This is a genomic window from Rathayibacter sp. AC451 (assembly GCF_979253095.1).
The window spans coordinates 55,508-80,006 of sequence record NZ_CEEDBD010000002.1 but is presented as its reverse complement, the minus strand read 5'-3'; the positions used below and the strand labels follow the sequence as shown (position 1 = coordinate 80,006).

Sequence of the window (24,499 nt, the reverse complement as noted above, 5' to 3'; positions counted from 1 at the left end):
CGGATCCCGCCGGACTCCGCCTGCTAGGCGCCCGGTACGAGGCCGAGCTGCGTGAGGATGTCGAGCTCGTCGCTGCTTCCCCAGCGCTCGGCGAGCTTTCCGTCGAGGAATGTGCTGATCTGCATGCCGCGGATCTTCACGGACTTTCCCGTCGGCGCGTGGCCCTGGAACACACCGGTTTGCGTCCCGGTCAGCGTGTAGGCGAACGCGACGCTATCGTCGTCCGCGACGAGCTTCTCGACCTCGAGTGCAATGTCGGGGAACGCGGTCCGCAGCTCGCCGAAGAACGCGGCGTATCCCTTCGGACCGGGTGCCTGGCCGGGCGCCGGCTCGTGGTTGACCGAGTCGGGCGCGACGAGTGCGTCGAACGCGTCGAACGCGGCGAAGTCGCCGGCGTTGACCGCCTCTCCGAAGGCCTGCTGGGAGGCGATGTTCTGCTCGCGAGTCATGTGCTGTCGCCTGTTCTGCACCGCTCGAAATAATTGAGATTCGGTCAGGTGCGGGATTGGCTGGCTGCGATACCGCCCTTCCTGACAAGATCCGGAACCACGAGGCGGTGGCCAACTCAGCTCAGACGCCGCCCATCCCCCGACGAGGATATCTGCGTCGACGCAGGTGCTGTCCGCCGCACGTCGATGCGCTGCACGCGGCCGCGGTGCCGCAGGCTCGCGGCGACGTTGACTCCGGCTGATTGGGCGATTCGGAGCGGGCGTCGCTGCACGGCGCGGTAGCGGCGTGTGTTTAGCGTTCGAAGTTCGGTTGCGTCACGCGCACACCGATGACGCCGTCTTGATTTGCCACTTGTCGGTCAAGAGGAGCTTTTCCGGGCGGGGATGGCAACGATGACGGCTCCTGTGAGGAGGAGGGCTACCTCGATGGCTACGGCGCTCATGCCTCCAAGGTCGTAGGCGCGATTGACGGTGACGATGAGGAGTACTCCAATGACGGGGAGCGCGGAGAGCACGCGTTACCGCCGAGCTTGTGTGGGGGCGACGACCCGCTCAAAGACGAGGACCCCGGACGCTGCGATGGGCACTGCGACGAGGGCGCCGAGAACACCGCCGAGTGCGGCGCCGGCGAAGACGGAGATGATCACCAGGGATCCCGGAATGCTCATCGTGCGAGACATCACGCGCGGGGTGATGACGTGAGCTTCGAGTTGCGCGTAAACGAGAAGCACGATTCCGACGATCAGAGCGGCCGCCGGTGAGATGAAGAGCATCGACACGACGATCGCCGCGTACGCCACGATCGTGCCCACGACTGGGATGAGAGCGCCGATGAAGGCGACGAGCGCGAGGAGGAGAGGAGCGGACGCGCCCGCAGGAGTGAGAACGGCGAAGACGACGAGGGCGTTGAGGGCGGCGAGGCCGAGCTGGCCTGCGACGTAGCGGCCGACGGAGAGGAAGATGTCATCGACGAGCTTGACGGTACGTGCTCGGCGTGAGGCGGGGATGGCTCGTGAGACCGAGGTGACGATGGTGGGAAGTGTTGCACTGAAGTAGAGCGTGAGGACGGTCACCGTCAGCACTCCGCTGACGCCGGTGAACAGCCCGCGTCCCACGGACAGCAGCCCACCACCGATTGAAAGCAGCTGGTCCGGGTCGGCGAGGAATGAGACGACCTGATCGATCAGCGGCGCGAGGTCGACGTTGAGGTCAGCGACAAGCGGGGAACTTGTGATGGCGGCTGTGATGGTGGGCAGTTCGTGCAGGAATGAGTCGAACTGCTGCACGATCTCGGGTAGCACCAAAGTGATTAGTCCAGCTGTGATCAGCAGCGTCGCGAGAACTGTGGCAAGAAGTGCGAGACCTCGACGTACGCCCTTGGAAATCATCCATCGCATGACGGGTTCGATTGCGAGGGAGAGGAACAGAGCAATTCCGATGTAGACGAGTAGCTCGCTGAGGGTCGACAGTGCGCCGAGTACGAAAGCGCCTCCACCGACCCCGAGAGCTACGAGAAAGCCCCAGACGAGTGGTGACCGACCTCCGCGCGACGAAGCTTCGCGTGCGTGCGTCGCCGCGTTGCCGCGGGGACGGCTGAAGTGATGGAGGCGACTCGGTCGCATGCGTCTGGTTGACTGCGTCCGAGTCGCGGTCGCCATGTGAGCCCTTTCGGTTGGTGGCTGAGGAAGTGCCGCCCGATCGGGCAGGATCGTTCCGTAGGAGAGGGTCGGAGACCGAGAAGTAGTAGTACTTGTACTGTGCAGCATCCGTTGCAGAGTGGGTCGGTGCATGGTCGCATTTCAGTGCCCCTTCGGTTCATTCGCAGACGCCACTCAGGGCGCTCGTGACGTAGCATTCACCTCCCTGCGAGCCCTGCTGGCGAACAAGCAGGATGCGTCGACGCATGGCGATGCTCTGCACGCGGCCGCGGTGCCGCCGGCTCGCATCGACGTTGACTCCGACCGATCGGGTCCGACTCGGAGTAGCTGACGCTGAAAGGCGTGACGGCGACATGTGATGGGGGCTCGAAGCTCGGGTGCGTCACGCGCGCGCCGATGCACCGTCCTAAGTGCCACGAGTAGACCCACGCACAGCTAAACCTCCCCCGAGGGTCGCGAGGACCCATCGAAGTGGACGACGAGAATCCGCCGTGGTCGCTGGGGGCCGGCCCGGGTCGTTAGGGCGACTCTGTGGCCTTCCCTGGAAAGCCTCTGGCTGCGGAATCGCCTCATTCCCTGTGCGGTCGGCCGTTGATGCCGACGACCGTCAGCTCTGCTCCCGTCGTGGGGCCACGATCGACGGGGCATCACCTCGGTGCCGGGCGACTACTCTTTCGCGACCGTAAGTTCCCGCCAGAGCCAGACGCTCAGTTCCGCCGCACTCTCGGCGGGATCGTCGCTGAGCCACTGGCGGATGACGCCGGTCATGGCTCCCGCGAGGTAGGCGGCGCGTCGTTGCAGCTCCCGCGTGCTCTTGCCGTTCTCGCTGCTCTTCGCGAGTCCCGCGCTGATGCCCTCGATGTACACCGACGTCGCCGCGTTCACCGCTCGCTGGGAGCCGCGGGTGACGAGCGCCCATCGGTAGAAGTCGCGGTTTTCCTGGATGTGCGCGAGATATGAGCCGAATGCTGCACGAGACTGCGAGTTCAATCCCAGGGATCCGAGCGGTGCCTCCTCCTGCCGAGCTTCGGGGGCTCTGCGAGCGAGGCTCTCGACCGTCGAGGCGAGGAGGTCGTCGAGGTCTCGGTAGTGGAGGTAGAAGGTCCCTCGATTCAGCGCCCAGTCCTCGCACAACGACGTGACCGTGACGGCCTCGGGATCGGTGCGCGCTGCGGCAAGGGCAGCGGCTTCGAAGGCCTCCCTCGATCGGCGGATTCGAGGATGGAGGCTCATTCGGCCATTCTCTCAGCATCCGGCTCCCAATGAGACAATAGTCTCAATGAGACGGTTGTCTATTTAGGGAGAGCGATGAAGCAGCACGGTGCTGGCAGGGTGAGGGTGTTCCTCACCGGCGCAACGGGGAACTGGGGTCGAAGGGTGCTCGACGAGTTCCGGGAGCGGCAGGACCGGTTCGTGGTCGTGGCGCTCGTGCTGCCCTCGGAGAAGGATCTCGCCGTGATTCGCGAGTACGAAGACATGCCCAACCTCGAGGTCGTGTTCGGCGATCTGACCGAGTACTCCACGGTCGAGGCGTGCGTGCGCGAAGCCGACTTCGTGCTGCATATCGGCGCAGTCGTGTCGCCCTTCGCCGATGACCACCCCGAGCTCGCTCACCGGGTGAATGTCGGGAGCATGCGGAACATCATCCGCGCCGTCCGTGCTCAGCCCGATCCTGGGGCGATCGGTGTCGTCGGGGTCGGCTCGGTCGCGCAGACCGGTGATCGGAACCCGCCTCACCACTGGAGCCGCATCGGAGATCCGCTTCGTGTGGCCCGTTACGACGAGTACGGCCAGAGCAAGATCGTGGCCGAGAAGGAGCTCATCGATTCGGGTCTCCCGAAGTGGGCCTGGGTGCGCCAGACGGGGATCTTCCACCCGGGCGTTCTCGAGATCCGTGACCCGATCATGACCCACTCCCCTTCGCGGGCGTGATGGAGTGGGTGTCAGTCGAGGACGCCGCCCGGCTGATGGTGAACTTCTGCGAGCAGGACACGCCAGAGGAGTTCTGGGGAGGGATCTACAACATCGGCGGCGGCGACGGCTGGCGCCTGACGAACTGGGAGCTGCAGCTCGCGATGACCGGTGCCCTCGGCGTCGCCGATGTGAAGAAGTGGTACGACCGCAACTGGTTCGCGACACGGAATTTCCACGGCTCTTGGTACACCGATTCCGACCGGCTCGAGGAGCTCGTGCCCTTCCGCCGCGACTCCTTCGATGCCGCTCTGACACGCGCGATCGACGCGAATCCGAGGCTGCGTATCGCAGGCCGCCTGCCTGCGTGGTTCGTCAAGAACGTGGTGCTCAAGCCGCTCACTCTGAAGCCGCGCGGCACGATGAGCTTCATCCGGGACGGCGACGACGAGAAGATCGCCGCCTATTTCGGATCTCGCGAGGAATGGGAGCGCATCGGCGACTGGTCCACCTTCTGGCCGCCTCGCCCGGATCGCGAGCCGTCCTACCTCGATCACGGCTACGACGAGAGCAAGCCTTCATCCGACTGGGCTGCGCTGGACTACCTGGAAGCCGCCTCGTTCCGCGGTGGCGAGCTCGTCACCGCCGACGTGGAGCGCGGCGACATCGCGACCCCGCTGACATGGCGTTGCGCGCTAGGGCACGAGTTCTCCGGCAGTCCGCGGCTGATCCTGACCGCAGGACACTGGTGCCCGATCTGCGTGAAGGATGTGGGTGGATACCCCACGCAAGCGCGCAGCAACCGCTTCCTCGGGCAGCTCGACCCGGTGGTCGACCGAGAATCGTCCGTCGCCGGATCTCCCGAATCCTCACCGATCTCGGCAGCTCTCTAGCCCGCGCACTGGAGCGTAGTTGCCTTCGAGCTCCTCCCTCGCGAGTCATATGGAGGGCAGGCCTGCCGCTGCGACGAGAGCGGCGACGTGACGTTGAAGGAGGTTCGCGGATCGAAGGAGCGGGTCTCCCGGCAAGCTGATCCGCGCGAATCACGCCAGGGCTCTAGCGGCACGCGCCCAACGGGCGCGGAGCGGCTGTCGAACGCGCCACCGGCGAGCCGCAGGACTGCCCTTCCGCGCCGGTAGCCCCATGTTCGGTGCCGTTCCAGACCGCCCTCGGGAAACCGAAGACCTCCGGCGGCGTGGGATGAGAATGCCCTTCCGCGCCTGCCGGAGGTCTCGAGGGGTAGGAGGTGGTGAGGATCAAAGTCCCCGCGTCGAGCGCCTAGGCGATTCGGATCGATCCCGTCAGCGTGTGGACGGATCCGGTCGTGATCGTGGAGTTCTGCCTCGTTGCGGTCTTGGCAGAGGTCTCGATGGTGGCGGGTCGGTAGGAGGGGGTGACGACCCCATAGATGCTGGCGAGGTTCAGGGCGGCGAGGCGGTCGAGCAGTGTCATGGCGTGCCTTTCTAGATGGAGGGAAGCTGGAGACGCCATCGGCTCTTAGATAGTATGGTAACCGAACGAACAAACAATGTCGAGTGGAGGAGGGTCAGGTGGTTCCCCATGCTCTGTCCTCCTCGGCCGGCCTCGCGCTAGGTGAGATGCTGCGCCGAGGGGTCGTGACCCGACCCCAGTTGAGCGGTGCTCTCGGGTTATCGAAACAGACCATCTCGCTCGCCATCGCTGAGCTGCAGCAACGCACCCTGGTTGAGGAGGTTCCGACGCCTCCTGGCGCCATAGGTCGGACGGCGATGAGCTACGCATTGCACAGCGGTGCGGGGTGGGTCGCCGGCGTGGACTTGGGGCCGACTCGCATTCGAGTCGTTGCTGGGCGCCTGGACTCGACCGTCATCGCGTCCCGCACGATCTTGAATCCTCGTCCAAATCCATCCAGGGAATGGGCGGATGCTCTCGATTTCGCCGCCGTGGCGCTGGCAGAGCTGGTTTCCCGCGTTCCCGAGTCGGAAGGGGGGCTGCTGGGCCTCGGCTTGGCGGTACCGCGGCCGATCGATGTCGTTCAGGACGTGATCTCGTCCGGCTACTCGGATGTGGAGATCCTGGCGCCACTGGCGCCGATCGCGCCGGCCGCGATCTGGGTGGAGAACGACGTCAACTGCGCAGCTCTGGCCTTCGATGCCGCTGGCGGCGAGGGGATCTTCGGACCGATTCTGTACTTAAAGGTAGGCGCCGGCCTGGGGGCCGCTGTGCTCGCTAACGGCTCACTCATTCGAGGAGCGCGCGGCCGGGCTGGTGAAGTGCGGCGGCTGCCCTTCGGGAATCCGCGGGATGGAACCAGCGTCGAGGACGCGCTGGGAGCGGTCGGATTGCTCGAGCGAGCTGGCCGCGCCCCCAGGGGGGACGTCGCCTTGCAGCTGGACGAGCTTTTCGTCGACGCGGCACGAGGCTCAGCCCCCGCTGAAGCAGCTGTTCGAGCACACGCAGAGGGCATTGCCGATCTTATCGACTTCCTCACTGCTGTCCTTGACCCGGACCGGGTCGTTCTCACGGGATCGAGTGGGGACCGCGCCCTCGTTCACGCCCTCGTCACCGAAGTACTTGTTCGACGCGGGAACACGGTGAAACTCGTCCGAGACGCGGCGCAAGATCAAGCGTCGGCTCTGGGGGCGGCCACACTTGCCTCCTCGAAGGTGCTCGACGCCCTCCTGACACGTCCCTAGTGCCGACGAACATTGAACCGCGACCAAGAGTCCACGACGTCACCTTCACAGGAGGAGCTCGACATGCATCTCACGGAACAACTGGCAGCTGAACGCGACATCTCCCGTCGTCTCATCGAGTACGCGTACATCGTGGACGCCAAGGATTACGACCGACTGCGCGAGATCTTCTCCGACGACGTCGACCACCACTACGGACTGACCACCTCCCACGGCGTCGAGAGCCTGAAAAGAATGGTCGCCGGATACCTCGACCGGTGCGGACCGACGCAGCACCTCCTGGGCTCGACCACCATCGACGTGCTCGACGAGCACACCGCCACCTCTCGCTCCTACGTGCAAGCTCGCCACCGCGGTCGCGGCCTCAGGCGACGACACGTTTTCGACATCAGCGGAACCTACGTCGACAGATGGACTCGATCGGGCACCGACTGGCGGATCGTGCACCGCCAGGCCGAGTGGCGAATCATGTCCGGAAGCGTGCGGGCCCTGTTCGGCCGCCGCCGGCCGCCTCTCCTCCAGCGGCTCAAGGGGCACTGAACCCAGCAGCCAGCCCTCCGATGTGGCGCTCATCCTTTCCGCGTCTCCACTGAGTGGGCGAGCCGAGCACCTCTCCACACTATGCACCAGTTGCTGCATAGTGTTAGGGTGCAACAGCGCCCCAGCGAGGTGGCGTTTGAACTGTACGGAGTGGAGCATCATGGCCAACTTTCCAAGCGACTTCCTCTGGGGGGCTGCCACCGCTGGCCACCAGATCGAAGGCAACAACGTCCTCAACGACATCTGGGCGATGGAACACGTCGAAGGATCGCCGTTCCACGAGCCCTCCGGTGACGCCTGCGACAGCTACCACCGCTACGACGAGGACATCGCCCTGCTCGCCGAAGCGGGCCTGAACAGCTACCGCTTCAGCATCGAGTGGTCCCGAATCGAGCCCGAACGGGGAGTGTTCTCCCGTGCGGAGCTTGAGCACTACCGGAACATGGTGCTCGCCTGCCGGAGCCGCGCGGTCGTGCCCATCGTGACGCTGAACCACTTCGCGACGCCGATCTGGTTCGCGCGAGAGGGCGCCTGGAACCAGCCGGGTGCAGCCGATCTCTTCGAGCGGTACACCCGCTTTGTCGTGGACGGCCTGGGCGACCTCGTGCAGTGGTGGATCACCTTCAACGAGCCCAACGCGGGAGCGATGCTGCTCGCCACCGGAGATCTTCCTCTGGGCGCTGCCGCCGATGAGATCCCCGTCGAGCAGCAGGAGCTCAGCGCACGCTTCGCGAAGCGCATCGGCGGGGAGCCCGGCGTGGCCGTGATGGCGCTGCCGATCCTGGCACCGGGCGCCATTCAGAACGTTTTCGACGCGCACCGGCAAGCGAGGACCGCGATCCGCGAACTCGCTCCCCACGCGAAGGTCGGCTGGTCGCCCAACGTCGGCGACTACCAGGCGGTCGAGGGCGGAGAGACGCGACGCGACGCCGTGCTCGAGCAGGCGATCCACCCGTTCTGGGCGCAATCCGCCGACGACGACTTCATCGGCGTGCAGACCTACAGCCGCACCACCTTCGGACCCGACGGAGTGGTGCCTCCGGAGCCGCGGGAGGAGACGACGCTCACGGGCTGGGAGTACTACCCGGAAGCACTCGGTCACACCGTCCGCGCCGCCGCTGCCTTCACGGGGAAGCCGGTCCTGATCTCCGAGAACGGTATTGCCACCGACGACGACGATCTGCGCATCCGCTTCACGCAGACCGCCCTAGAAGGAGTGCGGGACGCGATCGCCGAGGGGGTCGAGGTCGTGGGCTATCAGCACTGGACCCTTCTGGACAACTGGGAATGGCACAGCGGCTTCGCCATGACGTTCGGTCTGATCGCCGTCGACCCGAACACCTTCGAGCGCACGCCGAAGCCGAGCCTGGCCTGGCTCGGTGGCATCGCGAGAAGTCAGGGCGCCGAGCTGAACTCTCCCACGGATGCGGTCGCACTCTGATCTGCGCTGGGGTGTAGCGGGGACCGGCACGATCTCGTGGACCGTGGTGGCCGATCTTGCGTCGATGGGCGCATCGATCACCACGGTCTACAGCCGCAGCCTCGCGAACGCGTCCCGGTTCGCGCAGGTCTTCAACATCGAGCACGCGACCGACGACTTCAATCGACTGCTGGGGTCCGATGAGGTTGACGTGATCTATCTCGCGACGCCCTTCGCGCTCCATCACGACATGGCCTGTGCCGCTATCGATGCGGGCAAGCACGTGCTCGTGGAGAAACCGATGGCGATGCGTCCCGAGCAGGTCGCCGACTTGTTCCGGCGCGCCGATCGGCAGGGAACATTCCTCATGGAAGCCATGTGGATGAGATTCAACCCGACGTACGTCGCTCTTCTGCATGCGCTCGCGGAGGGGATCATCGGAGAACCGCGGAGTGTGCGGGCCGGTTTCGGGTTCCCGTTCCCCAACGACGGCGGAAGCAAGTTCGACCTGACTCGCAGCGGCGGAGCGCTTCTCGACCAGGGCATCTACCCGGTGACATTGGCACTCGACGTCCTGGGTGCACCCACCTCCCTTGCAGCCCGAGGCGACGTCCGCGACGACGGGCTCGACCTGGCACAGCACGCAACGCTCGAGTTCTCCGGGGGCAGGTTCGCGCACTGCGCGTCCTCGATCAGCGACTTCGTCGACCCTTCCGCGACGATCAGCGGTACGACCGGCTGGGTGCACATCCCCGCACCGTTCTGGACTGTCCCGTCCTACCGCATCCACGCCGGCGACCCAGCAACCATGTTCACTCACCCTGAACTCGTGGAGTTCCCCGCCGACGGCAACGGCTACGGCCCCATGCTCGTCGCGGTCACCGACGCCATCCGAGCCGGCCTTCGCGAACACCCCGCTCACGACGCCTCAGCGACCCTGGCAACCTTCACCACTCTCGACGCCATCCATCGCGCAGCCAGCACTGCCTCTGCAGGCTGACGAAGCCGCGAGGGGATAACCCGAGTCAGCTGAACGAAATCACCGTTCCCATCTGTGCAGCAACCGTTGTACAGTGACTCCAGTCTCCCGGCGAAGCCATGGTGAGGCACCGTCCGTTGCGGAAGCGGACACCCGTTCAAGGAGGAACATTCATGTCAGATTTCACCGATGCAGCTCACGAGATCGGGCTCGAGGCGCAGCACCAGCCGCCGGCATCTCCCCCGCAGCGTCTCAGCAAGCGATTCGTGCTCGCGCTGGTCATTCTCTACATCGGCACCTACAGCGCGAGCGTCGGTATGGCGATCGTGGCGTGGCCGGTGACCGTCGCGGAACTCGAGCCCGATGACAAGGTGCTGTGGCTGAGCCTGCTCACCGGTCTCTACGCTCTGGTCAACATCGTCATCACGCCGCTCGCCGGCGCGCTGAGTGACCGATCGACGTCGCGCCTGGGCATGCGCAAGCCGTTCATCGCCGCGGGGGTGCTGTTCGCTCTCGCCGGCCTGGTGGTCATGGGCCTGAGCGCGTCCGTGGCACAGCTCCTGCTCGGCGCGGTCCTGCTGGGAATCGGCAACGCCGTCATCACCGGAGGCGCGGGCGCACTCGTTCCCGACCAGGTCCCCGAGCAGCACCGCGGACGTGTGCAGGGCATCATCATGGTCTGCATCGTCTCTAGCGGCGTGCTGGCCTCGATCTTCCTCCCGATGTTCCTCGGGAACCGCTTCCTGCTGTTCACCGCCCCCGGATACGTCATGATCGTCGCTCTGGTCATGGTGCTGTTCATCCTCCGCGACCGTCGCCTCAGCCAGGCCGAGCGCGACGCGCAGCCCAAGCGCAACATCCTCTCCGAGTTCAAGATCAACCCGCGCAGCGTGCCCGACTACTCGTGGGTCTGGATCGGCAAGGTCGTGGTCGTCCTGGGCACCGTGCTCACCTCGACCTACGGGGTGTACGTGCTGACCGATCAGCTCGGCGTCGGACCCGACGAACTGCCGGGACTGATCACCATCACTGGCCTCGTGGGCCTCGTGACCGCGATCCTCGGCGCTGTCCTCGGAAGCCAGATCAGCGACCGGCTCAAGATCCGCAAGTCCCTGGTCATCTACACGACCCTGTTCATCGCCGCTGGCGCGATCATTGTCGCGTTCTCCCCGAGCGTTCCCGTCTACATGGTCGGTCTCGTCCTGCTGGGTCTGGGCTCGGGCGCGTACAGCCCGGTCGATGGCGCCCTCGTGATCGATGTCCTCCCCGGCGAGGGCCGCGAGTCCGGCAAGTACATGTCCCTGATCGTCGTCGCCGACCAGCTCCCCCGGTCCTTCGGCCCGATCCTCGGCTCGGGCATCGCCGCGATCGGCGCCCTGACCGCCATCGGCGGCTACTCCCTCGTCTATCTCGTTGGCGCCGTCATCGCCGTCGTAGGCGGTCTGTTCGTTCGGAAGGTGCGCGGCAGCATGTGACCGCCGCTCCGCCCTCTCCCACGCCACATCACAGGAAGATCGCCAGACCCTGATGCCTCACCCCGACGCACCGCACGCACTCCAGGTAGAAACGGGCGGCGATGCCCTTCCCATCTCGTCGCCGGAACCGGAACTGTCCTGGCAGCTCCCACCCGGATGGCGCCGTCAGGACGCCTTCGAGCTCCAAGCCCGCGTCGGTGATGAGCTGCTGACCTGGGCGCAACGAAGCCCGGAGCGTCGCTTCATCACGTGGCCGTGGCTGCCGCTCACCAGCGGCGAGAGCGTCCAATGGCGGGTGCGCGTCGAGCACGCCGGCGCCACCTCCGCCTGGTCGAAATGGTTGGCCTTCGAAGCGGGCCTGTTCGACGTCGACTGGACCAGCGCCTGGATTTCCAGCCCCAGCAACGATCATCCGCTCGGCGCTCGCCCCGCGACCGCGTTCTCCACCACCTTCGACATCAGCGAGCTACCGGTGAAGGCTCGCCTGTATGCCACGGCCCTCGGACTCTACGAAGCCGTCCTGAATGGTCGGCGCGTAGGGTCCGTGGAGCTCGCGCCGGGCAGCCAGTCCTACGACAAGACGCTCTACGCGCAGGCGTACGACGTGACACCGCTGCTCCAGCAAGGCGCGAACAGCCTCGAGCTCAGGCTGAGCGACGGCTGGTATCGGGGTCGAGCCGGTGCCTTCCGTCATCAGGCTGCTTGGGGCGAGCAGACGGCAGTGCGAGCCGAGCTGCACATCGACTCAGGCGCGGGACCGGTCGTCGCGGCCGCCACGTCGACCCACTGGGACGTCGCGGAGACGGAGATCGTCGCAGCTGACCTGATGGACGGTCAGATCACTGACTGGTCACACCACTCAGTCACTCTCGGACAAGCGGTGACGGGTCCCGTTGCGCCGCCGGTGTCCTGGTCGCCCGCGCCGCCGGTACGAGTGATTGAAGAACGCTCCCCCGTGATGATCGACCGGCGCTCGGCGGACTGCTCCATCGTCGACTTCGGCCAGAACGTGTCGGGCCGGATGGTCCTGCGCGACCTCGGCCCGGCAGGGACTCGAACGGTCATCGATTACGGTGAACACCTCGACGTCAACGGCGACCTGACACTCACCCACCTCGACACTCCCGCACCGGATGGGACCGTCGTCCCCTTCGTGCAGCGGGACGAGGTGATCTCCGACGGCCAGCCGGGCAGGGTGTTCGAGCCCCGCCACACCATTCACGGTTTCCGCTACGCCCGCCTCCAGCGGGACGGCAGCGACATCGACCTCGACGAGGCCGACGTGACCCTGCAGGTGCTGCACACCGACTTCACCCCCGTCGGCGCCTTCAACTGCAGCGATCCGGATCTGACAGCTCTCTACAGCGTGGCCGAGTGGAGCTTCCGCGGGAACGCGGTCGACCTCCCCACCGACTGCCCCACCCGGGAGCGGGCCGGGTGGACCGGCGACTACCAGATCTTCCTGCCCACGGCCGTGCGCCTCTTCGATGTCGCAGGCTTCAGCCGCAAGTGGCTGCAGTCGGTCCGGGACGATCAACTCGCCGACGGCCGCATCGTCAACATGTCTCCCGACAACGCCCGACTCGGCGCTGTGCCCGACGCCATGACGGACATGGCCACCGGATCGGCCGGCTGGGGCGATGCCGTCGTCCTCGTGCCCTGGGAGCTCTACCGGACCTACGGTGACCGGGCCGCGCTCACTCAGAACTGGGCGGCCATGGTGAAGTGGGTGCAGTTCGCTCTGACCTCCGCTGCCGAAAAGCGCCACCCTTCCCGGGTCGAAAGGTCGGCAACGCCGCTTCCGCACGAACAGTACATCTGGGACGGAACCTTCCACTTCGGTGAATGGCTCGAACCCACCCCCCTGAACGCGGACGGCACCCCGGGACCGGCCATGCCTGACCCGATGGCATGGGCCATGGCGGACAAGGGCGAAGTGGGCACCGCGTACCTGTACCGGTCACTATCGGTCCTGGCGCAGGTCGCCCGCGTTCTCGGCAAAACCGAGGAAGCGGACTCTTTCGCGAACACGGCCGAGCGAGTACGAGGCGCATGGCAGCAGGAGTTCCTGGATGAGAACGGTCGAGTCTCGGCCGGCACTCAAGCCGGCTACGTCCGCGCTTTGGCGTTCGGTCTGCTCCCCGAAGAGCTCCGCGCGCAGGCCGCGGACCACCTCGTCTCCCTGGTGCGAGAGGCCGACGACCACCTCACGACCGGATTCCTGTCCACCGCGGACCTCCTCCCCGTCCTCGCCGACACTGGCCACCCGGAAATCGCGCACGCGCTGCTGCTCCAGCGAACGACACCCTCATGGCTCGGGATGCTCGACCGGGGCGCGACCACGATCTGGGAGGAATGGGAAGGCGTCGACCGTAACGGAGTCGCCTCCGCATCCCTGAACCATTACAGCAAGGGCGCCGTCATCCGATACCTCCAGACGCACACCCTGGGTCTTCGTCAGCACGCCACCTCGATCGCCTGGGAGTCCTTCATCGTCGATCCCGTCATCCCTGCACACCTCACGTGGGCGGAAGGCCACTTCGACGGACCGCAGGGACGAATCGAGGTGCGGTGGGAGAAGACGGACGCGGGCAGCAGCATCGAAGTAACGGTCCCGGCAGGATCCACCGCCCAGCTTCGGTGGAACGGATCGGAACGGATTCTCGGACCCGGCCTTCACCAGTTCTGAAACGCCACGACCGTCTGGCGTCTGGGGCGAGCGGTCAGACGGTCGTGGGTATGGCAGGAAGCGGCGACGACACACCGAGTAGCCATTGTGCAAGTTCCGCGGGTTCGCGTTCCGGCGACTCCGTCTGCAACCAATGCAGAATGCCTCCCACGAGCCCGCCGCCGAGGAACCAAGCCCGAGCCTGGGTGTGCTCGTCGTCACCGTGAAGCAGGATCAACTCGGCGGCGACCCCCCGGATGGCCTCCTCCAAGACGGTATGAATGACACGCGCGCTTCCCGTGGGTCCAAGCGCCCATCGGTACAACGCCCAATGCTCGACAATCTGTTCCAGGTAGGCCGCGAGAATCGCGGCGGACTCATCGAGCTGATCGCCGGTGCCTCGAGCCGTGGCAGACCATCGGTCGGTGCTCTCATCGGCGAGCGACCTCAGGGTGTCGTCGACTAGACCATCGATGGTGGCGAAGTGCCGGTAGAACGTGGCCCTGTCGATGCCGACCTTCTCGCAGACCGCGGACACAGTCAGCTGCTCGAGATCCTCATCCGCGATCTCGAGCATGGCGGCTCGGAGCTTGAGCCGCGATCTGACGTAACGCGGGTCTGTGTTCTCCATGCTCATCCTCGGTGTCGCGGACTTCGATGGTACTGCCGTCGCCGCGGCGCTGCGGTCAGCAACCACCTCGAGTAGGGCCAGCGCGAAAGCTGAGGCGCTTTGGACCCGCATTGCATTCGTATCGAGATCGACGTCGTTGAGAGCTTCACACCAGATGGTTGGCCAACGACATGCAGCGCGTCCATATGGAGAACACGCGCAATCCTGCCGTTGAATCGGGCGCCGGATACGGGGAGACCGCCCTCCCGCTCCGCGGCCAGGCCCTCCGCGACCTTCATCTTGGCATTCTTCCTGCTGTCTGCGTCTTCGGGATTCACTGAGTCAAAGGATTCTTCGAGGGATGCCCCACCGGTGAACACGGGATCGCTCACCAGTCGAACGCTGGCTGAAGTAGTGGTCATTCCTGATGCGGATCTCCAGGAAGCGACGAGGGGCGCAGCACCCGCTCCAAACCGTCAAGGAACACGGCCAGCTCGAAGTCGAACTGCGGGTCGCCGTAGCCAGCGGAACCGGCGTCACCCATCACTTCTCGCAGCCCTGAGAATGCGCGTCCAGGCGCCGCGCTCAACACGGTGCGCAAGATCGCCGGCTGAGGGTGCGCACCTTCTCGGCGCTCGACGATCGAATCGCGCGCCAATGACATAGCGATGTTCGCCAGCATCAGCATCGCTTTGCCCACCGACCCCCGGTCGAAACCCGACTCGAGCAGCTTCTCGACCAGTAGTTCAGCGGGCTCGAGAATCTCGAGGGCCGCCAGCGGCGTCGTAATTGAAGTGCGCCACGAACGAGCCGGTTGCCACCAGAGCGTCGCGGAGAGCTCGCGCATAGGCGGTGCAGCCAACCCTCCAATCCTGCTCCCGCGGGAACGCGAAGGTCGAGAACTGCACCGCGAAGGCGTCGGCGGCGACGAGCGCGAGGAGGCCCTCACGATGCTTCACGTGGTAGTTGACCGCCGAGCGGTCTACACCGAGTCGGTCCGCCACAGCTTGCATGGTCAGCATCGCGGGTTCGAGCCCTCTTGCGACTTCGATGATCTGGGTCGACGTGATGCCGGCGCTCGTCCCGCGGCCTCGGCGGGAGCGGGAGATCTTCCGCGCAGTGTCCGTCATCGAGACCTCCGATTGACAAGGGGCGCGGTCCATCCTACATTTCACGGACGTGAACAGTTATTCACGGGCGAGAATTTGAGGTGGCGGTGACTCCGACCTGATCATCGTGCGGCTCTCAACGACGAGGTATCCCGATGACACTTCACAACAACGACTCGACGAGCGGCGCGGTCGACGGCCTCGCGTCTGCCGAGCCTCCTGTAGTCTCCCCGGAACACGCGGATCAGTCGCTGGGCGGCTCCGCGGCCCATCTCAGCATGAGCCCCTGGCTCTGGGTGGTGTACCCGCTCGCCCTGATTGGCATCGGTTCGGTGTGGGGCTCGGTGATCGGTGTGCTGATCGGGCGTCAGATCGCCGAGCTGGTGACCGATCCGCGTGCCGCCGCCGGCGCGCTGGGTGGCATTCTGAGCGTCGCCTCGATCGTGGCGCTCGTCGCGCAGCCGATCATGGGCCGACTCTCCGACATGACCCGCACCCCGTTCCTGGGACGCCGGAACATCTGGGTCCTCTTCGGAGCACTCGCGGGAGCCCTCGCGCTCCTGGGGCTCGGCTCGAGCACGAACTTCGTCGCCGCCGGAGCCCTGTGGGCTCTCGCCATGGTTCCGCTGAGTGGACTCCAGGCCGCCCTCACAGCGGTCCTCCCGGAGCGCGTCCCACTCGCCCGTCGCGGAACCATGTCGGGCATCGTCGGCACGACCAGCGTGGTGGGCGCCGTTGCCGGAGTCGCACTCGGTGGCCTCGCGCCGACGGTCTTCGTGGGCTACCTGCTGATTGCAGTGCTGCTCTTCGTCACGGCAGCGCTCTTCGCCTTCACCACCAAGGACGTCGCCCCACCCGTGCGGGCGGAGCGCCTCGGCCGCGCCGAGCGCAACGTGCTCAACAAGCTCCCGGGCCTGCGCGCCAATCCTGACTTCTGGCTCACGTTCCTCGGCCGGTTCCTGATGATCTTCGGTTATTACCTCATCAGCGGCTTCAATCTCTACCTTCTGCGCGACTACATCAAGGTCGGCGACGGGAGCATCGAGGCGGCCTCGCAGATGATCGTCGCCGTGAGCGGCATGGCAGCGCTGTTTACCCTCGTCTTCGCGATCATTGGCGGAGTGCTCTCGGACAAGTTCGGCCGCGTCCGGATCTTCGTCGTGCTCTCGAGTCTGATGTTCGTTCCCGCCTGCCTCGTCTTCATCATTGCGCCGACCCTCACCGGCTTCTTCGTCGCGCAGGGAATCCTCGGCGCCGCGTTCGGCATGTACACCGCCGTCGACCAGGTGCTCATCACCCGAGTGCTCCCGAACAACCAGAACGCCGCACGAGACCTCGGCCTGATCAACATCGCGAACTCCGGGCCGCAAGTCATCGCGCCCGGGCTCGCCGGAGGGATCATTGCCGCGACCGGCAACTACTCGATCCTCTTCATGGTCACCGGTGTCGTCGTGATCCTCGCCGCCATCAGCGTGCGCTTCATCCGCTCGGTGCCCTGAGCACCTCCCTCCCCCGATCCCTCCAGAACCACGCAAAGGCGACAACATGACGACCACGAGCTTCCACGACGGTTGGTCTTTCCGAAGGAAGGCCAGCATGTTCTCCGAACTCGGCGGGGCCGATACAGGCGAGTGGACCGCGATCGCTCTCCCCCACGACGCAATGATCGCAGAGGCCCGGCGAGACGACCTCGCCGACGGCGCGACCAACGGTCATTTTCCCACCCACGCGTATCAGTACCGCCGTACCGTGGCGGTGCCGAGCGAGCAGGAGGGGAACCTGATCTCCCTCGTGTTCGAAGGCGTGTACCGCCACGCAGCCGTTTACGTGAACGGCACCCTCGCCGGGCACCGCGCCAGTGGTTACGCCGAGTTCGAGGTGCGCATCGATCCCTACCTCCGATTCGGCGCCGAGAACGAGATCGTCGTCGAGTGCCGCGCCGGCAAGGACGCGCGGTGGTACTCGGGGCAGGCATCTACCGGCCTGTGCACCTCGTCAGCAAGCCGCCACTGCATGTGCGTCGGATGCGCGCGACGACCCTCTCTGTCGACTCTGACCTGGCCGTCGTCGAGATCGCCACCCTCGTCCGCAACGACAGCACGGTCACCGCTCACGCGAAGGTTGCCACACAGGCCACCTCGTCCGGCGAGGGCTCAGAGGCAGCGACCTCCACGGTGCCGGTGACGGTCCTCCCCGGCGAGGAGGCAATGGTGCGCCAGCGCCTGTTCCTCGCCGATCCGCAGTTGTGGTCGGCCGAGACTCCGCACCTTTATGAGGCGACGACCGAGCTCACCCGAGACGGTCGAGGCGACAGTGACGCGGAGTCCACCACGTTCGGAGTGCGCACGGTCCAGGTCGATCCCCGTAAGGGACTGCGCGTGAACGGCGCTCAGGTGAAGCTGCGGGGCGCGTGCGTGCACCACGACAGTGGAGTGCTCGGATCGGCCACGTTCGCCGACGCCGAGGAGCGGCGGATCCGGATCCTAAAGGAAGCCGGGTTCAACGCGATCCGCAGTGCGCACAACCCGGCGAGCCGGGCCATGATCGACGCGTGCGACCGCCTCGGGATGTACGTCATGGACGAGGCGTTCGACATGTGGACGATCGGCAAGACCGACGAGGACTACTCCTCCGACTTCCCCACTTGGTGGGAGCGCGACCTCGAAGCGATGGTCGCGAAGGATGTCAACAGCCCGAGCGTAATACTGTACTCCATTGGCAACGAGATCCCCGAGAACGGAAGTCCCTTCGGCGGGGAAATCAGCCGGAAACTCGCCGAGAAAATCCGCAGCCTCGACAGCACGCGACTGGTCACGAACGGGATCAACGGCTTCGTCTCGATCCTCGACGAGGTTCTCGCCGGAATGCGCGCGCAGGGCGCAGGAGACCAGGCCGGCGGCGTGAACACGATGATGGCGCAACTCGGCGACATGATGAACGGCATCGCCGTTTCAAACTCCGTCACGACGCGGACGGAGGAGTCGCAGGCGGTCCTCGATGTGGCGGGGATGAACTACGCCGAGAGCCGCTACGGCCTCGACCGTACGCTCTTCCCCGACCGCATCACCGTCGGCACCGAGTCGTTCCCTACCCGCATCGCGGCGATTTGGGAGCAGGTCCTCGCGCATCCGAATGTGATCGGCGACTTCACCTGGACCGGTTGGGACTACCTCGGCGAGGCCGGGATCGGCGGGACCGACTACATCGACGACTCCGTCGACGTTCAGCCCGCCGTGGCACGCGCCTATCCGTGGCTCATCGGCTTCTCGGGCGACATCGACATCACCGGGCACCGCCGCCCCGCCTCCTTTTACCGCGAGATCGTCTTCGGACTGCGCTCCGACCCCTACATCGCCGTCCAGCGGCCGGAGCACCACGGCAAGGCGATCGCGTTCGCAACTCCGTGGGCCTGGTCGGACACGGTCTCGAGTTGGAGCTGGCGCGGGCACGAAGGTCGTGCTGTGCGCGTCGAGGTGTACGCCGACGCCGACGAGGCGGTCCTCGAACTCGACGGACGCGAGATCGGTCGCGCTGCCATGGGAACCGAGAACGCCTTCCGCGCCGATTTCGAAACCACCTACAAGCCCGGAACTCTGGTGGCAATCGCCCGGAAAGGCGGCGTAGAGATCGGACGCCACACTCTGACCAGCGCAGGTGCCGGCACCCGCATCGCCCTCGCGGTCGAGCAGGGCGTGGCTCCTGCAGCATCCGAGCGGCTCGCTTTCATCACTCTGAGCCTCGTCGACGATGCGGGAGTACCGCTCACCGGCGAAGACGTCCTCCTGCAGCTCGAGGTGCAGGGACCGGCCGTCCTCCTGGGCTTCGGTAGCGCACAACCCAAGACCGAAGAGACCTTCGCCTTACCAGAGCACACCACCTTTGATGGCCGCGCCTTCGCCGTCCTGCAGCTCACTGGAGATGCAGAAGTGCTCGTTACGGCAAGGTGCGACGGGCTTGAAGCGGTCACGACCGTCATCGCGACGTAGGCCTTCACGAGGCACACCGGGGAGCGCGAGCTTCTCGCGCGTGCTGCGCCAACTCATTCGGCCGGGTCGCGGCAACTTCGATGCGTGTGGGACCAGGCCGTCTCGCAGACTCTCCCTCACGAATCGGCACAAAGAACTCAAGGATCTGGGCCAGTACCCGCGTTACCGTTCTCCCTACGAAGTGGCAGGGCCTCTGATGCACAGCAACTCGCCCTGGTCCAGCAGGTGTAGCGGATCGGTTGCTGCTGCCCGTCGAACTAGAGGGACCGTATTGAGGAGCCCGCGGAGTGAGTCTCAGGAATGACGCCTAGCGGCCCTCGATCGAGAACGCGAACGGTTAGGTCCGCGAGTACTTGCCGAACGGCTTCGAGATCTACGGACGTCCGGCCAATTCTTCAGCGACCTTCGATGTGATCGGCAGTATTGTGCCGCCCGGCGGGTGTCGGCGCGGTCGGGCCGGCCGGCCGACCGCGCTCCGGAGGCGGAGCTACCGCGTGGCGGGATCGGATGTGCTGCGGCTCTCGAGTGGGTGAGGCGAGAGGAGCGCGTAGTGCAGCACTTCCGGTGGAATCTGCTCGGTCAGTTCGCCGGCGTGTCCGCCAGCGCCTTCCGGCGCTTGTCGCCCGAGAAGAGTCCGCGTCCGGAGACCAAGTAGGTAGCTCCGGCTCGAAGAGCATTCGCGGCGGTCTCTGCAGTGACTCCCCCATCGACGCCCACAGAGTGCTCTTGTGCCGCGGAGTACTCGGCCACCGCGTCGAGGGCCGAGTGGTCGAGCGTGTGGCCTGCCTGGCCCGGAGGCGTCAGCATGACCAGCAGGCCGTCGATCAGCGAAGGGGCGGTCTGCAACTGCCTTTTCGGGACGACGGCGATCCAGACCTCCTCGGCCAGTGCTCCGGCGGATGCGATCTCGAGGGCGCTCAGTCCTTCTTCGGGTTCCTGGATGGTGATCCGGCCGAGGCCTCCGGGCAGACGCAGCAGCCAATCGAGGACGTCGTCGACCATCAGGTGCACGTCGAGCCGCACTCCGGGTATCGCGGTGATGGCGACGATTGTGTCGACGCTCACGGACGGGCGGTCTCCGAAGCGGCCTTCGATGATGTCGGCGTGGACCCAGAGACCGCGGGCGGTGAGTTCGCGCGCCGCGGCCTCTCGGAGGGCGTCGGGGACGGCGAGGAGGCTGCCCGCCAGGGTCGCGTCGTGGTCGTTGATCGTAGCGATGAGATCCTCGTCGAGCTGCATGGTTTCAGCCGGCCGTCGAGCGTTCGGCGTCGGCCCAGGCCATCTCGCGTAGCTGCGTGGGATCGATCGCGTCGCGGTCGAAGACGGCTCCGTCGCAGTGCCCGTTGCGGAAGACGGTGATGGTGTCGGCGAGTCCGGTCAGCTCTTCCTCTTCGCTGGAGACGACGATGACGGCGACGCCCTTCTCCCGGGCGAGTGTGCGGATGATGCCGTAGATCTCGCGCTTGGCTCCGATGTCGACGCCCTTGGTGGGCTCGTCAAGGAGGAGAAGTCGGGGGGCCTGCAGGGTCGCTCGGGCGAACAGGGCTTTCTGCTGGTTACCGCCGGAGAGTGAAGTGATGGGGTTCTCGACGTCGCCGCGGATGGTCACTTGATCGAGCACGCTCCTGGCTGAGCCCTTGAGTGCCCGCCAGTTCAGGATCCCGGCCTTGCCGTAGCGGCCAAGCACGGGAAGGACGACGTTCTCGATCGAGGTCATCTGGGGGATGAAGCCGTCGAACTTCCGCTCCTCAGAGAGGAAAGCGACGCCCTTGGCGATCGCCTGTCCGGGCCGCTTGGGCGCGTAGCGCTGACCGTCGAAGGTGATCGTTCCGCCGCCGATGGGTTCGGCGCCGTAGACGGTCTTGAGGAAGCGGGAGCGACCGGAGCCGATGAGGCCATAGATGCCGAGGATCTCGCCTGCGCGGACGGACAGAGTGATGCCGGTGAGCCCGTTGCCGTGAAGGTCGTCCACCTCGAGGACAGGTTTCCCGAAGTGCTCGGAGCGCTCCTTCTCCGACATCGGCGCTGCGTCGTCGAGGGGTGCCCCGTCGATCATGGCGAGGTCTGCGCTCGAGGTGCTGTGCTCGCCGACGATGGCAGTGACGACAGCGTCCCGGTCGACGGTGTCGGTGTCTCCGTCCAGGACGATGCGGCCGCCGGAGAGGCCGACGACGTGGTTGGCGACGGCGAAGACCTCGTCGAGCTTGTGGTCGACCAGGAGGATGCCGATGCCCTGTTCAGAAGCGAGTTTGCGGATGATGTCGAGGAGGTTGTCGACCTGGTCCTGCTCAAGTGCGGTCGTCGGTTCATCCAGGAGCAGGTACTTCGCGTTGCGGTTGATGGCCCGAACGACTTCAAGGAGCTGACGCTGCGCGACAGGCAGCCGTGCGACGGAGTCCGTGCCGCGGGCCGGGATGCCGTACTGCTGGCAGAGTTCGTCAGCTCGTGCGTTCATCGCGCGGCGGCTGAGGAGCGGGCCGGACATTTTCTCGGTGCCGAGGAAGAGGTTCTCGGCGACGGTCAGCTCATCGACCAGGCTGAGCTCCTGGTAAACACAGGCGATACCGGCTCGGCTGGCATCCTTCGGGGAGGTGAAGGGGGTGGAGTCGCCGTCGACGGTAATGGAGCCGGTGTCGGGCACCTCGGCGCCGGAGAGTGCCCTGAGGAGGGTCGACTTCCCGGCGCCGTTGTGACCGATGAGAGCGACCACCTGACCGGGGCGGATCGTGAGATCCACGCTGGTCAGCGCCTTGGTGGGACCGTAGGACTTCGAAATGCCGGTGACGACGAGGCCGTCTGGTGCGCTCATGGGTGGTCGCTCTCTGTCTTCGATGACGGATATCGGTCGGGCGGGGTCAGCCGACTTCGCCGGCGCCGGGGGTCTGACCGGTGGTGAAGACCTTCAGGGGCTCGAGCACCTCCTGGTCGACGCTCTCGCCGCCCAGGAACTTCTGGAGGTTGTCGAGCGTGATCTCGGCGTAGCGGGCGGGCTCCTGAGCGGCGCATCCGGCGTACGTCTCGGTGAGGGGCTCGTCGGCGGCGCAGAAGGCGTAGACCTTGATGGAGTCCGACTTGCCCTGCTGGGCGATCGCCTGCAGCGCTCCGACGGCGTGCGGGCCGGCGTCGGCGAAGATGACGTTGATGTCGGGGTTGCCCTGCAGCATGTCGCCGGTGACCTGGAGGCTGACGTTGGGGTCGATCTTGCCGTTGACGGTCTGCACGACCTTCGCGTTGGGGTTCGCGCTGATCGCGTCGGTGAAGCCCTGGTCGCGCTGGTTGGTGGGGATCTGGTCGGGGTTGCCGATGATGCCCGCGATGATGGTGGCGTCCTCGCCGAGGTCTGCGAGCACCTGCTCGCCCATCTGGGTGCCGCCGGCGACCTGGTCGGCGCCGACGTACTGGACGAAGCTCGCGTTCTGGGTGGTGAGGTCGTCCGGGGAGATGATCACGTTCACCGTGAACACGGGGATTCCTGCTGCGTTCAGCGCCTTGACGCTGGCCGCTCCCGGACCGGAGTTGACGGGGTTGAGTGCGACAGCGCAGACGCCCTGCTGGATGAAGCTGTCGATCTGGGAGAGCTGGCTGGAGTCGCTGTCGTTGGCGATCGCGACCTTGACGTCGTAGCCGAGCTCTTCGCCGTGGGACAGGAAGCTGTCCTGCATGGCGACGTAGTACGGGTTGACCGTGTTGGGCAGGGCGACGCCGATGGTGGGCTTGTCGGTGCTGCAGTTCTCGGGGAGCGAGCTCGCGCCGTCCGATCCGCCTGCGGCAGCGGGGGCGTCGGTGGCGGGATTCGAGCAGGCCACCAGGCTGAGGGCGAGCATGCCGGTCGCTGCGAGGGCGAGGGGGCGGGTGCGGATCTTCATCGATCTTCCTTTTCTTCTGACGTGTCGTGTGGGAGTGGGGTCGTCGGAGGGTCAGCCGCGGGTCGCGGTGCCCGCTGTGTAGGGGCTGGAGACGGTGGGGAGGGAGGAGGTCGGGGGCTGCGGTGTGCCGCCGGCTTTGCGGAGGATCGGCTTGCCGCTGCGGTAGCGGCGGTAGGTGTCGAACGAGACGCCGGCGAGGATGATCAGTCCGATGACGAGGGACTGCCAGTAGCTCTGGACGTTGAGGACGTTCATGCCGTTGCTGACGACCGCGATGAGGACGGCGCCGATCATGGCGCCGGCGATCGTGCCGACTCCGCCGAAGAGCGAGATGCCGCCGACGACCGCGGCGGCGATCGAGTAGAAGAGCTCGTTGCCGGTTCCGGTGGCGGGGAAGCCGACCATGAGGCGCGAGGTGGCGATCAGGCCGCCCATGCCTCCGCAGAAGCCGCTGATGGCGTAGACCAGCACGGTCGTTCGAGCCACGTTCACGCCGGAGAGGCGCGCCGCGGCCTTGTTGCCGCCCATGGCGTAGATGTGCACGCCGGGGCGGGTGAGGCGCAGGAACAAGCCGGCGACGATAGCGGCGAGCAGAAGCAGCAGCACTGGCAGGGGCAGTCCCGCGATGCGGCCCTGACCGATCCAGGAGAAGCCGGCATCGCGGACGGAGACCGAGTTCGCTCCGGTGACGATCAGCGGGATGGCGAGGGCGACTCCCTGGGTTGAGAAGGTCGCGATGAACGCCGGGATGCGCACGTAGTGCACCAGGAGTCCGTTCACGACGCCGAGCAGGGTGCCGCAGCCGACCGCGAGGACTGCGGCCACGACCCAGGGGAGGCCGCCCTGCATGAAGAGGGCCGCTGCGACGCCGGTCATGGCCACATTCGCCCCGGTGGAGAGGTCGATGCCGCCGGTGAGCAGGACGAAGGTCTGTCCAAGGGCGAGGAACGCGATGACCGTGCCGTTGACGAGCAGGACCAGTCCGTTGTCGAGAGTGCGGAAGGACGGCGACAGCGCGCTGAGGGCGGCGATCACCACGACGAGGACGGCGAAGATGCCTGCTTCCTCGGGGATGCGGCGGCGTTTCATGGGGAACCTCTCTGTTCAGTGCGTCGACGTCTTCAGGACGGCGGAGGAGGGCGGCGGTGTGCCG

At 66.0% G+C, this 24,499-nt stretch carries 20 protein-coding genes and 3 pseudogenes; 11 read left to right on the top strand and 12 right to left on the bottom strand.

Annotation, left to right across the window (positions count from 1 at the left end; translation table 11 throughout):
* Window positions 1-23: 23 nt before the first annotated feature.
* The 4 genes from AC0CID_RS19580 to AC0CID_RS19565 all read right to left on the bottom strand — a co-directional run bounded on the left by AC0CID_RS19580 (window position 24) and on the right by AC0CID_RS19565 (window position 3,097).
* Window positions 24-449, bottom strand: a complete 426-nt coding sequence (locus AC0CID_RS19580; protein WP_465228221.1) for an ester cyclase — start codon at window positions 447-449, stop codon at window positions 24-26.
* Window positions 450-808: 359 nt separating this feature from the next.
* Window positions 809-964: a hypothetical protein gene (locus AC0CID_RS19575; protein WP_465228220.1), complete on the bottom strand. Its 156-nt coding sequence runs from the start codon at window positions 962-964 to the stop codon at window positions 809-811.
* A 3-nt stretch (window positions 965-967) separates the two neighbouring features.
* Entirely contained in the window at window positions 968-2,071 is a 1,104-nt protein-coding gene (locus AC0CID_RS19570; RefSeq protein ID WP_465228313.1) for an AI-2E family transporter, read from the bottom strand.
* 702 nt (window positions 2,072-2,773) lie between these two features.
* Window positions 2,774-3,097, bottom strand: a complete 324-nt coding sequence (locus AC0CID_RS19565) for a TetR-like C-terminal domain-containing protein (RefSeq protein ID WP_251943112.1) — start codon at window positions 3,095-3,097, stop codon at window positions 2,774-2,776.
* 387 nt (window positions 3,098-3,484) lie between these two features.
* Here AC0CID_RS19565 and AC0CID_RS19560 point away from each other — a divergent pair, with 387 nt between their 5' ends.
* Both AC0CID_RS19560 and AC0CID_RS19555 read left to right on the top strand, forming a co-directional pair.
* The gene (locus AC0CID_RS19560) at window positions 3,485-4,039 is read left to right on the top strand and encodes an NAD-dependent epimerase/dehydratase family protein (RefSeq protein ID WP_465228219.1); all 555 of its coding nucleotides are present in this window, start codon (window positions 3,485-3,487) and stop codon (window positions 4,037-4,039) included.
* An 8-nt stretch (window positions 4,040-4,047) separates the two neighbouring features.
* Window positions 4,048-4,911 carry a hypothetical protein gene (locus tag AC0CID_RS19555; protein ID WP_465228218.1) on the top strand — a complete coding sequence of 288 codons (864 nt, stop codon included), beginning with the start codon at window positions 4,048-4,050 and terminating at the stop codon, window positions 4,909-4,911.
* 385 nt (window positions 4,912-5,296) lie between these two features.
* Here AC0CID_RS19555 and AC0CID_RS19550 read toward each other — a convergent pair whose 3' ends face one another.
* Window positions 5,297-5,470, bottom strand: a complete 174-nt coding sequence (locus tag AC0CID_RS19550) for a hypothetical protein (RefSeq protein WP_465228217.1) — start codon at window positions 5,468-5,470, stop codon at window positions 5,297-5,299.
* 164 nt (window positions 5,471-5,634) lie between these two features.
* Here AC0CID_RS19550 and AC0CID_RS19545 point away from each other — a divergent pair, with 164 nt between their 5' ends.
* The 6 genes from AC0CID_RS19545 to AC0CID_RS19520 all read left to right on the top strand — a co-directional run bounded on the left by AC0CID_RS19545 (window position 5,635) and on the right by AC0CID_RS19520 (window position 13,796).
* Window positions 5,635-6,693: an ROK family protein gene (locus AC0CID_RS19545; RefSeq protein ID WP_465228216.1), complete on the top strand. Its 1,059-nt coding sequence runs from the start codon at window positions 5,635-5,637 to the stop codon at window positions 6,691-6,693.
* A 63-nt stretch (window positions 6,694-6,756) separates the two neighbouring features.
* Window positions 6,757-7,233 carry a nuclear transport factor 2 family protein gene (locus AC0CID_RS19540; RefSeq protein WP_465228215.1) on the top strand — a complete coding sequence of 159 codons (477 nt, stop codon included), beginning with the start codon at window positions 6,757-6,759 and terminating at the stop codon, window positions 7,231-7,233.
* A gap of 160 nt (window positions 7,234-7,393) precedes the next feature.
* Complete coding sequence (locus AC0CID_RS19535) at window positions 7,394-8,674, top strand: glycoside hydrolase family 1 protein (protein WP_465228214.1); 1,281 nt, start codon at window positions 7,394-7,396, stop codon at window positions 8,672-8,674.
* Window positions 8,658-9,653, top strand: a complete 996-nt coding sequence (locus AC0CID_RS19530; protein ID WP_279308500.1) for a Gfo/Idh/MocA family protein — start codon at window positions 8,658-8,660, stop codon at window positions 9,651-9,653. Before AC0CID_RS19535 ends, AC0CID_RS19530 begins: the two co-directional genes overlap by 17 nt.
* Window positions 9,654-9,805: 152 nt before the next feature.
* Window positions 9,806-11,107, top strand: coding sequence for an MFS transporter (locus AC0CID_RS19525; RefSeq protein ID WP_465228213.1), 1,302 nt, complete (start codon window positions 9,806-9,808; stop codon window positions 11,105-11,107).
* A gap of 52 nt (window positions 11,108-11,159) precedes the next feature.
* Window positions 11,160-13,796 (top strand): family 78 glycoside hydrolase catalytic domain, encoded by a 2,637-nt coding sequence (locus tag AC0CID_RS19520; protein WP_465228212.1) that lies wholly within the window; start codon window positions 11,160-11,162, stop codon window positions 13,794-13,796.
* A gap of 34 nt (window positions 13,797-13,830) precedes the next feature.
* On the opposite strand, the gene AC0CID_RS19515 is transcribed toward AC0CID_RS19520, so the two are convergent.
* Window positions 13,831-14,406 carry a TetR/AcrR family transcriptional regulator gene (locus tag AC0CID_RS19515; RefSeq protein ID WP_465228211.1) on the bottom strand — a complete coding sequence of 192 codons (576 nt, stop codon included), beginning with the start codon at window positions 14,404-14,406 and terminating at the stop codon, window positions 13,831-13,833.
* 397 nt (window positions 14,407-14,803) lie between these two features.
* Window positions 14,804-15,232 (bottom strand): hypothetical protein, encoded by a 429-nt coding sequence (locus tag AC0CID_RS19510; RefSeq protein WP_465228210.1) that lies wholly within the window; start codon window positions 15,230-15,232, stop codon window positions 14,804-14,806.
* Window positions 15,233-15,772: 540 nt separating this feature from the next.
* Here AC0CID_RS19510 and AC0CID_RS19505 point away from each other — a divergent pair.
* From AC0CID_RS19505 to AC0CID_RS19495, 3 genes and pseudogenes are all read left to right on the top strand, one after another.
* On the top strand, window positions 15,773-16,993 hold the full coding sequence (locus AC0CID_RS19505) for an MFS transporter (RefSeq protein ID WP_465228209.1): 1,221 nt from the start codon (window positions 15,773-15,775) through the stop codon (window positions 16,991-16,993).
* 46 nt (window positions 16,994-17,039) lie between these two features.
* Window positions 17,040-17,372, top strand: a pseudogene (locus AC0CID_RS19500) (glycoside hydrolase family 2); the annotation flags it as partial.
* A 146-nt stretch (window positions 17,373-17,518) separates the two neighbouring features.
* The gene (locus AC0CID_RS19495) at window positions 17,519-19,480 is read left to right on the top strand and encodes a glycoside hydrolase family 2 TIM barrel-domain containing protein (protein ID WP_465228208.1); all 1,962 of its coding nucleotides are present in this window, start codon (window positions 17,519-17,521) and stop codon (window positions 19,478-19,480) included.
* 579 nt (window positions 19,481-20,059) lie between these two features.
* On the opposite strand, the gene AC0CID_RS19490 is transcribed toward AC0CID_RS19495, so the two are convergent.
* From AC0CID_RS19490 to AC0CID_RS19470, 5 genes and pseudogenes are all read right to left on the bottom strand, one after another.
* Complete coding sequence (locus AC0CID_RS19490; RefSeq protein WP_465228207.1) at window positions 20,060-20,719, bottom strand: beta/alpha barrel domain-containing protein; 660 nt, start codon at window positions 20,717-20,719, stop codon at window positions 20,060-20,062.
* 4 nt (window positions 20,720-20,723) lie between these two features.
* Window positions 20,724-21,416 (bottom strand): annotated as a pseudogene (locus AC0CID_RS19485) (ATP-binding cassette domain-containing protein); the annotation flags it as partial.
* A gap of 372 nt (window positions 21,417-21,788) precedes the next feature.
* Window positions 21,789-22,289: pseudogene (locus AC0CID_RS19480) on the bottom strand (ATP-binding cassette domain-containing protein); the annotation flags it as partial.
* 46 nt (window positions 22,290-22,335) lie between these two features.
* Window positions 22,336-23,346, bottom strand: a complete 1,011-nt coding sequence (locus AC0CID_RS19475; RefSeq protein WP_465228206.1) for a substrate-binding domain-containing protein — start codon at window positions 23,344-23,346, stop codon at window positions 22,336-22,338.
* Window positions 23,347-23,397: 51 nt separating this feature from the next.
* On the bottom strand, window positions 23,398-24,435 hold the full coding sequence (locus tag AC0CID_RS19470) for an ABC transporter permease (RefSeq protein ID WP_465228205.1): 1,038 nt from the start codon (window positions 24,433-24,435) through the stop codon (window positions 23,398-23,400).
* Window positions 24,436-24,499 lie beyond the last annotated feature (64 nt).